This window comes from Aeromonas crassostreae, assembly GCF_054052445.1.
The window spans coordinates 78,981-92,159 of record NZ_JBSTYM010000001.1 but is presented as its reverse complement, the minus strand read 5'-3'; the positions used below and the strand labels follow the sequence as shown (position 1 = coordinate 92,159).

The 13,179-nt window shown below is 61.6% G+C and carries 13 protein-coding genes; 4 read left to right on the top strand and 9 right to left on the bottom strand.

What is annotated here, in order from left to right:
• Window positions 1-3: 3 nt before the first annotated feature.
• The gene (locus tag ACW5W4_RS00395; RefSeq protein ID WP_456688017.1) at window positions 4-3,222 is read right to left on the bottom strand and encodes an ExeM/NucH family extracellular endonuclease; all 3,219 of its coding nucleotides are present in this window, start codon (window positions 3,220-3,222) and stop codon (window positions 4-6) included.
• A gap of 754 nt (window positions 3,223-3,976) precedes the next feature.
• On the opposite strand from ACW5W4_RS00395, the gene ACW5W4_RS00390 reads away from it, so the two are divergent.
• Together ACW5W4_RS00390 and ACW5W4_RS00385 are read left to right on the top strand one after the other, a co-directional pair.
• The gene (locus tag ACW5W4_RS00390) at window positions 3,977-4,555 is read left to right on the top strand and encodes a PhnA domain-containing protein (RefSeq protein ID WP_456688016.1); all 579 of its coding nucleotides are present in this window, start codon (window positions 3,977-3,979) and stop codon (window positions 4,553-4,555) included.
• A gap of 163 nt (window positions 4,556-4,718) precedes the next feature.
• Window positions 4,719-4,901: a hypothetical protein gene (locus ACW5W4_RS00385; RefSeq protein ID WP_041997058.1), complete on the top strand. Its 183-nt coding sequence runs from the start codon at window positions 4,719-4,721 to the stop codon at window positions 4,899-4,901.
• A gap of 238 nt (window positions 4,902-5,139) precedes the next feature.
• Here the strand turns inward: ACW5W4_RS00385 and ACW5W4_RS00380 are convergent, their stop codons facing one another.
• A complete protein-coding gene (locus tag ACW5W4_RS00380; protein WP_456688015.1) occupies window positions 5,140-6,141 on the bottom strand; it encodes a Wadjet anti-phage system protein JetD domain-containing protein in 1,002 nt (333 codons plus the stop codon).
• A gap of 32 nt (window positions 6,142-6,173) precedes the next feature.
• Complete coding sequence (locus ACW5W4_RS00375) at window positions 6,174-7,046, bottom strand: PhzF family phenazine biosynthesis protein (RefSeq protein WP_456688014.1); 873 nt, start codon at window positions 7,044-7,046, stop codon at window positions 6,174-6,176.
• 186 nt (window positions 7,047-7,232) lie between these two features.
• Between ACW5W4_RS00375 and ACW5W4_RS00370 the strand changes: the two genes are divergently transcribed.
• The gene (locus tag ACW5W4_RS00370; RefSeq protein WP_427263006.1) at window positions 7,233-7,436 is read left to right on the top strand and encodes a hypothetical protein; all 204 of its coding nucleotides are present in this window, start codon (window positions 7,233-7,235) and stop codon (window positions 7,434-7,436) included.
• Window positions 7,437-8,080: 644 nt separating this feature from the next.
• On the opposite strand, the gene ACW5W4_RS00365 is transcribed toward ACW5W4_RS00370, so the two are convergent.
• The 5 genes from ACW5W4_RS00365 to ACW5W4_RS00345 form a co-directional block, all read right to left on the bottom strand.
• Window positions 8,081-8,686 carry a YagU family protein gene (locus ACW5W4_RS00365; RefSeq protein WP_456688013.1) on the bottom strand — a complete coding sequence of 202 codons (606 nt, stop codon included), beginning with the start codon at window positions 8,684-8,686 and terminating at the stop codon, window positions 8,081-8,083.
• A gap of 254 nt (window positions 8,687-8,940) precedes the next feature.
• Complete coding sequence (locus ACW5W4_RS00360) at window positions 8,941-9,150, bottom strand: hypothetical protein (protein ID WP_456688012.1); 210 nt, start codon at window positions 9,148-9,150, stop codon at window positions 8,941-8,943.
• A gap of 48 nt (window positions 9,151-9,198) precedes the next feature.
• Window positions 9,199-9,690, bottom strand: a complete 492-nt coding sequence (locus tag ACW5W4_RS00355) for a SixA phosphatase family protein (protein ID WP_456688011.1) — start codon at window positions 9,688-9,690, stop codon at window positions 9,199-9,201.
• Window positions 9,691-9,907: 217 nt separating this feature from the next.
• Window positions 9,908-10,177 (bottom strand): putative quinol monooxygenase, encoded by a 270-nt coding sequence (locus tag ACW5W4_RS00350; RefSeq protein ID WP_456688010.1) that lies wholly within the window; start codon window positions 10,175-10,177, stop codon window positions 9,908-9,910.
• A gap of 242 nt (window positions 10,178-10,419) precedes the next feature.
• Window positions 10,420-11,334 carry a LysR family transcriptional regulator gene (locus ACW5W4_RS00345; protein ID WP_456688009.1) on the bottom strand — a complete coding sequence of 305 codons (915 nt, stop codon included), beginning with the start codon at window positions 11,332-11,334 and terminating at the stop codon, window positions 10,420-10,422.
• Between the two features lie 100 nt (window positions 11,335-11,434).
• On the opposite strand from ACW5W4_RS00345, the gene ACW5W4_RS00340 reads away from it, so the two are divergent.
• Window positions 11,435-12,502, top strand: coding sequence for an SDR family oxidoreductase (locus ACW5W4_RS00340; protein ID WP_456688008.1), 1,068 nt, complete (start codon window positions 11,435-11,437; stop codon window positions 12,500-12,502).
• 185 nt (window positions 12,503-12,687) lie between these two features.
• Here the strand turns inward: ACW5W4_RS00340 and ACW5W4_RS00335 are convergent, their stop codons facing one another.
• Entirely contained in the window at window positions 12,688-13,077 is a 390-nt protein-coding gene (locus ACW5W4_RS00335; RefSeq protein WP_456688007.1) for a septal ring lytic transglycosylase RlpA family protein, read from the bottom strand.
• Window positions 13,078-13,179: the final 102 nt, after the last annotated feature.

Sequence of the window (13,179 nt, the reverse complement as noted above, 5' to 3'; positions counted from 1 at the left end):
GGATCAGTGGCGACCGAAGGGCCACCAGGGTTTGTCGTTGTCCTCTATGTCGACCCGGGTCTGGCGCGCCTCCCCCGCCGCCGCCCCGCGCACCTGGCGCAGGCTAGCGGTAAAGCGCTCCGTGCCCTCGACGAACCAGTCATCGATGATCAGCACCTTGACCGATTTGGTGCCCCCCTCCCCGGCGGCCCAGCTCACCGAGGGGCTGAGCCAGGGCAGGAAATCCAGCCCCCAGTAGGCGCTCTGCCCCTTGAAGGCGAGCTGGGCGCGGGCTGGCTGGCTCAGATCGCCGCTGCGCACCACAGGGATCTCGGCAAACCATGCCCCTTCACCCACCCCCATCGTCGGGGTTGCCATGGCGATGAGGGCCGGGCTCGCCTTGTCCTTGATGGTGATCAGGGTCTGGCTCAGCTCCCCCAGGGTCGCGCCGCTGGCATCGAACAGCTCAAGGGTCAAGGTCTCATCCCCCTCTTGCAGGGCGTCGCTCTGCACCGGGATGCTGATGGTCTGACTCTCGCTCTGCCCCGCGGTCCAGTGCAGGGTGCCGGCAAGCGGCGCCACGTCGTTGGCATCGGCGCTGCCGTAGGCGATGCGGTAGCCGACGCTCGCCTCCCCATGGCTGCCATCGCGGCGGCTGACGGTGAGGGTGAGGGTGCTCCCCTCCTCCACGCTGGCGGCGGCGCGCTCCAGGCTCAACACCCCGGCGGGGGGCTCGGGATAGTCGATGGCAATCAGCACGGGATCGTGATCCGAGGCGCTGAAGGGCCCCTCGGATTTGGCCAGCTGGCCGCTGTACTTCTTGCCGTACTCGAAGAAGTTGCTCTCGGCGGAGTTGATGTGCCAATCCTCGATGCCGATCACCTTGGCCGCGAGGCCGGGACTGGCCAGGGCATGATCCAGGTTGCCGAGCTCCCCTTCATAGCTGTAGGAGTAGCTGTCGGTGCCGTGGAAGCGGGTGTTGAGGTTGACAAAGCCATAGCCCTTGCCGAGGGCGCTGCCGTTCTCCTCATAGGGCTGACCCGCCAATGTGGTGAAGGAGGCGCTCAGGATCTGGCGCACCTGGGCTGCGGGATCATAGTCGGTCAGCACCCGGATGGGATCCTCCATGCCATAGGCGTTCAGATCGCCGATGATGAGCAGATCCCCGCTCAGCCCCTTGAGACGCTCCCCCAGCACCCTGGCGGCGGAGACCCGCAGGGCGTTGCAGTGGCCCTGACCATCCAGGGGATCGGCGCTGGCGTAGTCGGGATAATCCTCGAAGCAGGCAGATCCCTTGGACTTGAAGTGATTGACCACCAGGGTCAGGGGCGCATCCCCCTTGGGAGAGCTGAAGCGCTGCAACAGCGACTCGCGCATCCCCTGGCGAATGCTCACTGGCTTGCCCGCGCCATCTTGGGTCTGGGCGATTTGCAAGGGAAGCGGCACCAGCTCGGCCCCTCCCTCAAGGGCGACCCGGGCGGGCCGGTAGATGAGCCCCACCGTGATGGCGTCGGTGCCGATGGGCTGGCCATCGGGGGAAGCCACCCAGGCGTAGTGATCCGCCTCGTCCGGCTGGGCGGCGTTCAAGGCCGCCACCAGATTGGCGATGGCGGAGTTGTCGCCGTAGCCGTTGTTTTCTATCTCCATGAGCCCCACCACGTCCGCATTGAGGCGGGTGATGGCGCTGACTATCTTGGTGCGCTGCAACTCGAACTCCGCCACCGTCAGGGCGCCTCTGTTGCTGCCGGTGGGGTTGGCATCGCCGCCCACGACAGTGGTGAAGAAGTTGAGCACGTTGAAACTGGCGACCCGCAGATCCCCCGCCTCGGCGAGCTCCGGGGTCTGTACCCTGTCCCAGCCGCCGTGATCAATCTGGCTTGCGTCGATGCGGTTGTCCGCCACCAGCCGGAACAGGTTGTAGGAGTAGCCGAGCGCCCCCTCCAGCCCGTTGAGCTTGTCGCCGATACGCAGGTAGCCATCCTCGGCGTTGAAGCCGGGATACCAGGGCAGCACGCCGTCCGGCGCCTTGGCGTCGGTCTCCACCACCAGCTGGTTTTGCTGGTTGCGCAGGGCCCAGTCGCTCGCCTCCTGGCTCAGGGCGGCAAACTTCTGGGTCGACTTGATGAGGGGCGCGCCATAGGCCAGCACCAGGTTGTTGCGCTTGCCATCGTAGTCGAAGCTGAAGTTGCGGGTCACCACCAGGCTGGACTCCGGCACCAGCCGCACCCGCATCCCCTCGTGGCGCTCCAGCAGCTGACTCAGGCTCTCGCCTCCCACAGGCACCAGATCCACCGCCGGCAGCAAGGCCCCCACCGGCTGGGTCACCACCAGCTGATCGGCACTGAGCTGGGTCTGGTTGAAATACTCTTTGACCTTGCCCGAGACGCATACTTCGGCCCCCGGCACCAGGGCGCCGTTGGCCTGGGTGCTGTGGATGAAGAGGCCGTCGGAGCTGGCCGGATCCCCGTCCCCCTGCGCGTCCTGAATGAAGAAGCCCTTGTAGAGGCCGGATACCACCTGGGTCACCACGCCGCGGGTGGCATAGGCCTGCTCGGATTCAAACTTGCCGGCCGGCACCAGCGGGCTGCTGGCGCCATCCCCCTGGATGGCCGGGATGGGGATCAGGGCGTCGACCGGACAGACGAAGGCGCTGGGCGGCGTGCCGTCGCAGGGGGCCTCGCCGTTGCAACCAAGGCCGCTGGCATCATCTTTCGGGGCAGCCAGGTATTCGAGCGCCGGATCGAAGGGGCCGGTCGCATCAGTTCGGCCCGTGGTGATGGTGGCCTTGCGCCGCAGCGTCATGTCCAGGGTGCTGACCGAGCCAGACTGCCAGGCCGCGCCGGGATCCACCCCGATCTGGCCCAGACTGTCTGCCACCTCATCGCCACGGTAGAGCACCAGGCCGTCGTCACCGTTGAAGGTGAGGTTGCCACTGGTCTGATTGGCCTTGGCGAGAATGTCGGCGCTGGCGCTGGGATGGGCCAGCACCAGGCTGGCGCCCGGGGCGAGCTGGCCTTGCAGCGCCAGGCTGTTGGTGGGGCCCTGGGCCAGGGTGCGGCCATTGGCATAGAGGGCGAGTCGGTAGTCGGCGAGGTTCAGCGCCGTGGTGCCCAGGTTGCTCAGCTCCACCGCCTTGTTGTTGCCGGATCCTTCCAGGTACTCGGTGATGAGCAATTGGGCATGGGTTTGCCCTGACAGGGCCAGGCCAATGGCCGCCGCTATCAGTGAATGTCGTCCAGACATAAGCCAGTATTCCTTGTTATTAACAATGTTATTTATGACCCGCCAGGCGGGCAGCACCTTTTCTCATGACGCACGGCTTTTCATGAGGTAGTTGGCCGAGCCAAATACCGCGCTAATGTGCCAGTTCGGTTCCATTCGCGCCGCGAGCTGGTTAACATTTACAGACATTTGTTGCGCGCCGGTGACAGGCATTATCCCAAAGGGATGAAAACTGGACGGGAAATAAGCGGCGTCTCGATGCGCAGTGCCCGCACCCCCAGGCAAGCGACGCGGCACCTATGTGTGCGCAAGGATGAAATATCCCATATTAACAATATGTTGCCATCTATTATGGCGTGCCCACCTCGGGTGGTCGCCGCTTGCCTCGCCCTATTCTGGGTCCAAAGTCAGTCCCGGAAATAGGGTCAGAAGCTGACGCAAGCCAATGAGACCCGGGCCAAGGCTGGGCGGCCCAATATATATTGGTCGCGGCAGGACCGGGCCCGCTGCGTTATTTTTTGCTCGCCCGAGCAGCCGGGCAGAAAATAAGCAAGAGAGGGAACTCACACTCAGCAGCGGCCGGCTCGCAGTGCCTCTTCATTTATTTTTTTCATTTATCTCCCCCCTATAGGGGGCCGCCCATCCCCTCGTTTCACCCTGACAACAGCAGGGACTTTGTGCTATATTCCCGCCCCTGTTATGGCGGGCGGCCCATGGGCCGCCCCCTCGAATCCTCAGCCAGGCCCGCTGGCCTGCTACAATCCGGACCCTTGCTATGACCATCAATGCCATCTTGCTGGCGCGTGCAGACGCCAAATGTGAACTGTGCGGCGCCCAGCAGCCCCTGACCGTCTACCCGGTTCCCCACTCCGCATCCCAGGATGATGACCACAGCGCCGCCCTGTGTGACACCTGCCGCGGCCAGCTGGAACAGCCGCAGACCATGGTCGTCAACCACTGGCGCTGCCTGGGTGACAGCATGTGGAGCCAGGTGCCTGCGGTGCAGGTGCTGGCCTGGCGCCAGCTGAAATCCCTGGTCGGTCAGGGAGAGGTCTGGGCCCAGGACTTGCTCGACATGATGTACATGGAAGAGGAGACCAAGGCGTGGGCCGAGGCGGGCAGCGCCAGCGAGGATGACGACAGCGTGCCCACAGTAGACTCCAACGGCGCCGTGCTGGTGGAGGGGGACTCCGTCACCCTGATCAAGGATCTCGAGGTCAAGGGGGGCGGCTTCACCGCCAAGCGTGGCACCCTGGTCAAGGGCATTCGCCTGACCAACAACCCGCTCCATATCGAGGGCAAGGTCAACGGCGTGCAAATCGTGCTGGTCGCCGCCTACCTGAAAAAAGCCTGACAGGCTTCGCCATATCAAGCGCCCCACGGGGCGCTTTTTTCATGGGGCGCCAGCCCATTACCTGCCCGGGATCCCCCTTTGGGGATCCCGGGCAGTTTCTCTGCTTGCGTTTCGAGCAAATTGCACTACAGTGTATATACGTTGGCGATACGCGAGAAACCCGATGGAACAGGTGCCACGCAAACGGGCCAGCAAGCCCAAGAAGGACGCCCAGTTGATCATCCGCCTCTCGAGCGAGGAGCGGGACCAGTTTATCGACCTGTGTGAGCAGCAAGACAGCACGGCCTCCCGAGAGATCCGCCGCTTCATTCGCCAGTACCTTCGCTCACAGCAGGACGATAAGTAACCCTTGCCATCAGTCAGTCGTCGATGGAGAGACAATCCAGGGGCCCAGCCCCCCAAAACAGGAAGAGCAACACATGGCCAAGGTATCCAAGAAAGAGATCAAGAAGAAGATTGAATCCCGCCAGGCGAAGATCGCCAAGCACGAGGGCAAGATCAAGAAGTTGAAGAAAGCCCTGAAATAACCGCTTGTCTGCCTGATACAAACCGCCTTCCCCTGAAGGCGGTTTTTTATGTTGCTCTCATGCCGGCATCTCATCGAGCGGCCATGACTGCCAAGCCCCGGCCGTCACCATCACCTCTTGTTCAACCCATAGCTTGTCGACGGCCAGGTGGGTGAACACCTCGGCCAGCCTAGCGTCGGGCCAAGATGCCACCGGGTTATGGCGCCAGGGGATCTTTCCTCTGCCGCCCTGCTCCCCCGGCAGTCGGCGCGTCAGAGGCTTGCCATAGTGACGAACATAGTCCGTCACCTGGGTGGGCAACCAAAGGGCTGGAGGACGGCTGATGGCCCTGGCCAGTTCAGTGGCAATATCGAGGCCACGCTGATCCAAGTCCCCCGCATGGGCCCAAGGTACGGCAGAGGGCAGCCTTGGGAGCACCTGCTTCGCCAACCGGGTGTTACGCCCGGGCACGTAGATAAGCAACATTCCCGGCAGCAAGGGGAGATCCACGAACGCCCCCTTGTTTTCCACCGTCACTATCTGCGCCCCTTGCCACTCGATCTCCTGCAACCCGGCCAAGCTTCGCTCCGGCAAGGCCAGCTCCCCCAGCATCGTCATGCTCTCATCCCCGCAGTAACGGCGGCCATTCTGCCATCGCAGGGAGAGGGTGCCCTCACAGCGCAGCCGGATCAGCTCATCCCCCCACACCCGGATCCCCAGCTCATTGGCTCTGGTCAGGTGTGCCTGGGTCAAGGCCGCCTTGCAGTCCCGCAGCCAGAGGCCGCTCAGGGTGGCGCCATTGATGGCGCTGGGCAAATGGCCTCCCAGGGAAGCCAGCACGGTTTCGCCCGACCAGTCCTCGGTGTGAGTCTCCCGCAGGCGAGTCGTCAGAAAATCACGGCCACGCTCGGTCAGCTGGCGATTGGCGCCTCGTCCGACCGGCCGCACACCGCCGATATCCGTCAAAAACTCATCCAACTCCCGGCCTGCACGGCTGGTGAGCGGGATCCCCTGCCCCTCAGCCAACCCCAGCAGTCGCTTGCTCAGGGCGCGGATCTCGGCCCGTTCAAACAGTGTCATGGTGCACCTCTCCTTGCGTGCGACGTTTCCCCTCAGGCCGGCATCAGCCGCGCCCCGCCGGACACCCGGATTGAGCTGCCAGATTGCGCCGGGATCTCGGCGCGCAGCCGCGACGGCATGCCCATGTCTTCCCCCTGCACTATGTCGATGGCGCCGCCGTGGGGCCAGTGCAGATCGCGCAGATAGCCGGCGAAGGCCGCGGTGGCGGCGCCGGTGGCCGAGTCCTCATAGACGCCGCCGTAGGCGAAGGCATTGCGGGTATGGAACAGCCGATCCCCCGCTATGTGCACCAGCAAGAGGGTGACCAGGCCCTCGCGGCGCATCAGGGTGCGCCCCTCGGCCAGCTCGTATGCCATGGCCGAGAGCGCGGCCCGGCTGTGCAGGGCCAGCACCAGATGATCGGCGCCGCCATGAATGAGGGCTGGGGGGATGCGGGGATCCAGGCTGGCCGCGTTGTAGCCAAACAGCGCCAGCGCCTCGGCCACCAGACTGGCGGGGGCCGGTTTGCTGCGGGTCGGCGGGGATTGCAGCGCCGCCTGCCACTGCCCGGTCTCATCCTGCCAGCCCGAGACCCGGATCCGGGTCTGACTGAGGCTCAATTCATACTCCCCTGCCCCGAAGCGGCGCGCCAGCGCCACCCCGAGGGCGATGGTGGCATGGCCGCAAAACGGCACCTCCGCCTCGGGGGAGAAGTAACGCACCCGCCATTGCCGCACCTCTGCGTCTTGCGCCTCGCTGTGCAGCGGCGCGGCGAAGGCGGTTTCCGAGAATCCGACCTCGGCGGCGATCCGCTGCATCTCGGCCGCCTCTGGCAAGGCGGGCCCTATCCAGACACCGGCGGGGTTGCCCCCTTGCCTGCCATCGGAAAAGGCGGCGATGCGCACCAACTCGGGGATGATTGCCATGTGAGAGCTCCTTGCATGCAAATAAAGTGGACGTCCTGATACCGGGCCTGCGCCCATCGGCTGAACGGACCCAGCTTACCCGTTAAATTAAATGGCGCACAGGTGCCGCTTGGGCGCCGCGGATCCGGGGGATGGCGGCTAGCCTTGTGGTGCGTGTCTGTATACGGTCCTGCAGTGGAGCGCCCTATGTATTCTTACACCCTCAACTTTCGGGAGGAGGTCGACAAGCTGACCGCCCCCGAGCAGGAGATCAGCCTGCAAAGTCCGGCCCAGGCCGGGGATTTCGTCATCCTCTCCGACGGCAGTCGCCACCAGGTGATGTTCGTCACCCATCGCGCCCACTACAGCAGCCTCTACCTCGACAAGGGAATGAGAGTCCCCCAGAGCTAATCGCTACGCTTCCCAGAGCGCGCGACGGCGCCCTCCCTGATGACGACTCGCCAACCGGTTCACCATGACGACAGGAGAACCACGCACGCTTATCCAGCCCAGCCCCCGTCAGAGCCAAGCGTAAAATAAGGCGCGATGTGACATCCGGATGATTGGCTGGTGCGAGAAGCGGGCAAGCGGGCGGACCATGGCGCGGCCTTGCTGCCTGCCAGATGAGATGGCGGGGCAAGTGACCGACCGGTATGACAGGAACCGCGATGCACAGGATAGAGGGGGGGAATAAGGCAGGAGTGGAGACAGGCAGCCACAGCATTGGCTAAAAGGAACAACCTGAAAATACGGTATGTTCCAATAACATCCATGGTCAGCCTGGGTCTTGCAAGGTCAGATTGATGATCAATACCGACAGGGCAGACTTGCTCTCATCTATCCGGATCCTTGATGGGCAATCATACCCGATCCATGATGTGAGCCGCGCCTGAGAGGCCTCAAAAAACCGTCAGTCTTGAACACTGTTTAATGTGATGGTCAGCCTGACCACACACATTAAACAGGACCCTGACGGCCGCGCATAATAAGCGGCCCCTCGGGTCCTGTGCAGATATCCCTATGGTTTCCTGCCCTGTGCAGGAGACCGGGAAGGATTATTTAAGCGGGAACTCGGGATCGGGTTCATTGGTGATCCGGCTGCGCAAGTCACGACGAATGATCTCGATGGACCAGAACCACACCAGGTGACCGGCAATCTCCGAGACATGCTCGTACCAAGGCAGATCGACGAGGGGTGGCGTCAGTCCCATCAGCGGGAACGAGATCATGTGGACAAACAGTTGAGCCAAGGCCCCGGCCAACAGACCTTGCCACAGCTTGACTTTTGGAAACTGTTCAGCCACCACACAGTAACCTACCGCAAACACAATCGAGAAAACGATGTGCGTCACACCCACCCAGTTGAAGGCATGCCCGGCAAAGGTGTAAATCGCTTCATTAGGATCAATCACCCCCAACCAGTCCCGTAGAAATACGTAAGGAGGGTTGAGAAAGTTTCTGGAACAATCGATCTGATCTGCGGCCCGGAGCAATGACTCAGGCGAACATGCTGCATTGAATAGGTCGCTTGGGCTGCGAGGAGGCAACACATGTTCAGCCCCCCACTTTACAAAAGCAGAGACAATCCCTGCCACCAATCCAATAAAGGCCGCCAACCCATATCGCCTGCGCGAAGGGTCTGTCTGTTCAAATATATTCATATTATCCCCTGCTGAATATTTATAATAAAAAACGTCGAGCAAAAAATTATCCTGCCAAGCACCCTCCGCATGCAAGGAATTTATCGGCGACTATTAATAGAGAGGCGAAATTGTTTAATTATGCCTCTCGGCACGACAGTCACATTGACCATGGCGTATTTTCTTGTCGGTCGGCAAGCAGGATGCGCGCTGTCCCAGAGGCTGATGAATGATCGACGTAACCTGGGTAATGGATTAAAAGGGTGGTTAATAAATTATTTACCGCCCAGTTGCAACAGACGTAGATGAAAACCCGCTTTCGGAAATACGCTCTTCAGCTGGAAAATTAACCCCTTGGATATCCCCATGCAAACGATTCCGAGCAGGGCATCGGCTATGTCTGCTCGGCGAAAGACCTCCATCAGCGCAGAGGGCGCACCTGCCTGGGAACCAATGCCATGGTGCATTTCGCTCATCTCTAGCATGTCAGGCGCCCACGCCTCCTTGCCCCCGTTGAGCGACAGCCCTGTGCTCTACCCCTTTTTCGGATAGTCGAACACGGCCGTCAGCGGCGGTTGCGACACGGCAACCGACCAGGAGGGAGCATTAAAAGTGAAGCGGGCGACGGCGCAGGTCGGCATCCGGGTGATCTTGCCGGAAAAGCGGTGGGCAAGCTCGGTGAACTCGGGATCGTGACCGAAGAGCATGACGCACCTGAACCCGTCACCCAGCTCACCCATCACCGCCAGCAGGGCCCCGGCATCGCTGCCATAGAGCCGCTCGTCCGTGACTATCTCCCCTGGCGGGTAACCGAGCACCTCGGCCATGATATGGGCCGTCGACAAGGCCCGGCAGGCGGGGCTCGATAGTATGAGATCGGGCCTCACCTTATCGTGCGCCAGCCGGGCGCCCATCAGGGGCGCGTCGCGCAGGCCCCGCTCGGCGAGCGGCCGCGCCCTGTCAGGCAGCCCCTGCTCTTCCCAGCTCGACTTGCCGTGACGCACCAGGATCAGGGTTCTCTTCATGACGCCTCCCATGACGGCCGACTATCGGCCCCGTGTCACTTGTGGCTAGTGACTGCCAGGGTCTGCATGCCCTGCCCTCAGGCTCTGTCACTGCGCCGTCTCAATCATAGCGAAGCCGCACCGTTCGGGAACATGGGGCAAACGAACGGGCAGGCTCTCAGCCCTGCCCCCTGGCCGATAGCGGGCTCACTTCCTCCATGAAGACCCGTCGCAGGGGCTATGCCAGCAAGTCGTCCGCCTGGCGGGCGAAGCCTTGGAAATAATCCGTCGCGCAGTGGGCATCCAGGGCGGCCTGATTGACGAAGGTTTCCCGCATGTAGAAGGTGCCGGGTTCGTCTTTGAGCTCGAACAGCACATCATCGAGGTTGCCGGGCTCCCGGCGGGTGGACGCTATCAGCGCGAGCAACTCGTGGCGCAGGCGCTCTCTCATGCCGGCTTTGGCCTTGAGCACGGCGATCGACACTATCTTGTCCGACTCTCTCTTCATCCCGACTTCTCCACAGTCACATCATCAACACGCAGGAAAGTGCCTGTCCTCTCATGGCAGCCATCCACAATGGCAGAGCCTTATATCAGGCAAGGCTGCCGCGACTGAACGCCGCTGCGCTGAAGAGAGCATGATGCTGCCCTCGCCCGTCAGACGCCTGCGGATAGCGCACCGTCCTCTTGCCCAAACACCTCACATCACACCTAGCCATAGGCGCTTGTTGGCGATCCGGCCTGGGGCGTTCAGATCAAGGATTCAGAAATGTTCAGCTCACCCAGCACGGCCAACAGCGCATCCACCTTGGGTAGCCGTTGTTTGCGCCGTGGCCAGACGAGCGTCAATGCCAGGCCCGCGGGTTGCAACTCGGGTAAAATAATCTCGAGTTCACCGCACTTCAGTGGTTCATGTATCAACCAAGTCGGCATCTGCGCCACCCCCAGGCCGGCGCGCACTGCCTGCACCTGCGCATCCACATCCCCCAGGGAGACGCGATAGGGCACAGAACGCCAGTTTGAATGGCCATCTTCAGCCATGAATTGCCAGGGTTTAGTGGTGCCATCAACGCGCTCGTAGAGGATGGCCCTGTGTTGCAGCAGCGCCTCCACACTCTGTGGCTTGCCTTCTCTGGCAAGGTAAGCGGGGGACGCACAGAACACCATGCTCTCACGGCCAAGGTGGCGACAACCAAGGGATGCGGGCAGATCCCCCGTGTCACCGATCCGCACGGCGACATCAATCCCCTCTTCAAACAAGTCAACAAAGCGGTCTGAAAACGTCAGGCTTAACGCGACCTCGGGGTGCTGTTGGCAGAAAGGGAGCAAGTGTGGCATGACACACAAACGCCCATAGGTGCTTGGCAATGCCAGACGTAAACGCCCGGAAGGGATGGTGCGGTGCGCGGCCAGCACGGATTCCGCCTCGGCCAGTTCTTCCAGGATGCGTATGCACGTCTGGTAGTACGCATGTCCGGCATCGGTCAGGGTCAAACGCCGCGTGGTTCGTTCCAGCAAGAGTGAACCCAGTCTTGCCTCCAGCCGACTGACGCTCTTGCTGATAGCGGAGCCCGTCACATGGAGGTGCTCCGAGGCGGCGGTAAAACTGCCCCTCTCGACGCTCGTGACGAAGGGGATGATGTCTTTCAGTCGTTGATCATGCACTTATTGATGAACTCAGGTTATGAATCATGTGAATTAATGCCAGAGATGAGATTTAAATTCTTTATTAGTCTAATCACTACGCCAACCTGAGGAAACGAATATGCAGAAGACAGCGTTGATTGTCGGTGTGAGTGGGGTCATCGGACGTGCACTGGCAGAGAAACTGATGGATGAGGGTTGGGCCGTGTCTGGCTTGTCCCGAGGGCGCACAGACGCGCCAGATGGCTGCGCCACTCTGCTGGCGGATCTGACGGATGCCGCCGCCGTGAACGAGGTGTTGAAAACGATCACGCCGGACGCCCTGTTCTTTAGCGTCTGGGCCCGTCAGGAGACGGAGAGCGAAAACATTCGGGTCAACGGCGAGATGATCAGGAATGTCATCGAGGCCCTTGGCGACAGACTCGCGAATGCTCACGTCTCGCTGGTAACCGGCCTGAAGCATTATCTTGGCCCCTTTGATGCGTATGGCAAAGGGACTGTGCCGGTCACCCCTTTTCGGGAGGAGCAGGGCCGCCAGCCAGTCGAGAATTTCTATTATGCACAGGAAGACGAGCTGTTTTCCGGCGCAGAAAAATATGGCTATCGCTGGAGCGTACATCGCCCGCACACCATCATCGGCTACGCATTGGGCAACGCGATGAACATGGGGCAGACGCTGGCGGTGTACGCCACCCTGTGCCGCGAGAAAGGGTGGCCCTTTATGTTTCCTGGCTCTCGCGCGCAATGGCATGGCGTGTCCGACGTGACCAGTGCCACTCTCTTGGCCGAGCAGTTGGCTTGGGCGGCAGGCAGCCCGGCAGCAGCGAACGAGGATTTCAACATTGCCAACGGCGATGTTTTCCGTTGGAGCTGGCTGTGGCCTCGCTTGGCAGCGTATTTTGGCATCGAATCCCAGGGGGGCATGGACCCTATGATGCCGCTGGAGAGCCGGATGCAAGGTGCGCAGGAAGCCTGGGCAGAGATTGCCAGCCAGCATCGGCTCCGGGAGCCGGATATCAACAAGCTGGTCTCCTGGTGGCATACCGATGCGGACCTGGGGCGACCCATGGAGGTATTCACCGACATGAGCAAAAGTCGCCGAGCGGGATTTACGGGCTATTGCAGCACGCTCGATTCATTTATCCAGCTGTTTGACAGGCTGAAAGAGGAAAGGATCATTCCTGGTTAAGCCGGTGAGAGTGAGGCCGGTCCATCACGTTGGCCCCATGGGTGAAGACCTTTCCCCTGGTGAACCCTTCTTGCTTGGCTTCGCAGACACCCCGGCCGATTCGAAGCATGCCCCCGCATGGCCAGCATGACAACTTGCGCCGTGCAATGGGTGACGCCTACCTGTGGCAGACCCGATAACGGCCCCTACAACACCTCGACCTTGACCTTGATAAGACCGGATCGGGTGTTGCCTATGCTGCTGAAGGCCGCCCTTGAGAGATCGATGATCCGGCCTCTGGCGAAGTTGCCCCTGTCATTGACCCGCACCACCACGCTCTTGCCGTTGGCAAGGTTGGTCACCCGCACCATGGCGCCGAAGGGCAGCGTCATATGGGCGGCGGTGTTGGCGCTCTTCTGGTAGAGCTCGCCGCTTGCGGTGCGCTTGTTGTGGTAGCGATCGGCATAGTAGGAGGCCAGCCCAGTCTGGGTATAACCCCGCAAGTTGCCAGCACTGCCCGCATCAGGTTGGCTGCTGCAGGCCGCGAGCAGCAGGCACAGGGAGGCCAGCAGCCCTTTTTGTAATTTCCACGTCATGCTTTATTCCCTCGATGCGATGTCAGGTTGATGCGCCCTGGCCGTTACCCTGCATCGCCAGTCTGGATCCCGCGAACAGGCGCCTACTCTCTCATATTTCCC

Coding starts and splice junctions, on each gene's coding strand:
- ACW5W4_RS00380 (WP_456688015.1), bottom strand. CDS start 6,141: ATGACACTGTTTGAACGGGCCGAGATCCGCGCCCTGAGCAAGCGACTG.
- ACW5W4_RS00350 (WP_456688010.1), bottom strand. CDS start 10,177: ATGAAGAGAGAGTCGGACAAGATAGTGTCGATCGCCGTGCTCAAGGCC.
- ACW5W4_RS00385 (WP_041997058.1), top strand. CDS start 4,719: ATGGAACAGGTGCCACGCAAACGGGCCAGCAAGCCCAAGAAGGACGCC.
- ACW5W4_RS00335 (WP_456688007.1), bottom strand. CDS start 13,077: ATGACGTGGAAATTACAAAAAGGGCTGCTGGCCTCCCTGTGCCTGCTG.
- ACW5W4_RS00375 (WP_456688014.1), bottom strand. CDS start 7,046: ATGGCAATCATCCCCGAGTTGGTGCGCATCGCCGCCTTTTCCGATGGC.
- ACW5W4_RS00395 (WP_456688017.1), bottom strand. CDS start 3,222: ATGTCTGGACGACATTCACTGATAGCGGCGGCCATTGGCCTGGCCCTG.
- ACW5W4_RS00355 (WP_456688011.1), bottom strand. CDS start 9,690: ATGAAGAGAACCCTGATCCTGGTGCGTCACGGCAAGTCGAGCTGGGAA.
- ACW5W4_RS00370 (WP_427263006.1), top strand. CDS start 7,233: ATGTATTCTTACACCCTCAACTTTCGGGAGGAGGTCGACAAGCTGACC.
- ACW5W4_RS00390 (WP_456688016.1), top strand. CDS start 3,977: ATGACCATCAATGCCATCTTGCTGGCGCGTGCAGACGCCAAATGTGAA.
- ACW5W4_RS00360 (WP_456688012.1), bottom strand. CDS start 9,150: ATGCTAGAGATGAGCGAAATGCACCATGGCATTGGTTCCCAGGCAGGT.
- ACW5W4_RS00365 (WP_456688013.1), bottom strand. CDS start 8,686: ATGAATATATTTGAACAGACAGACCCTTCGCGCAGGCGATATGGGTTG.
- ACW5W4_RS00340 (WP_456688008.1), top strand. CDS start 11,435: ATGCAGAAGACAGCGTTGATTGTCGGTGTGAGTGGGGTCATCGGACGT.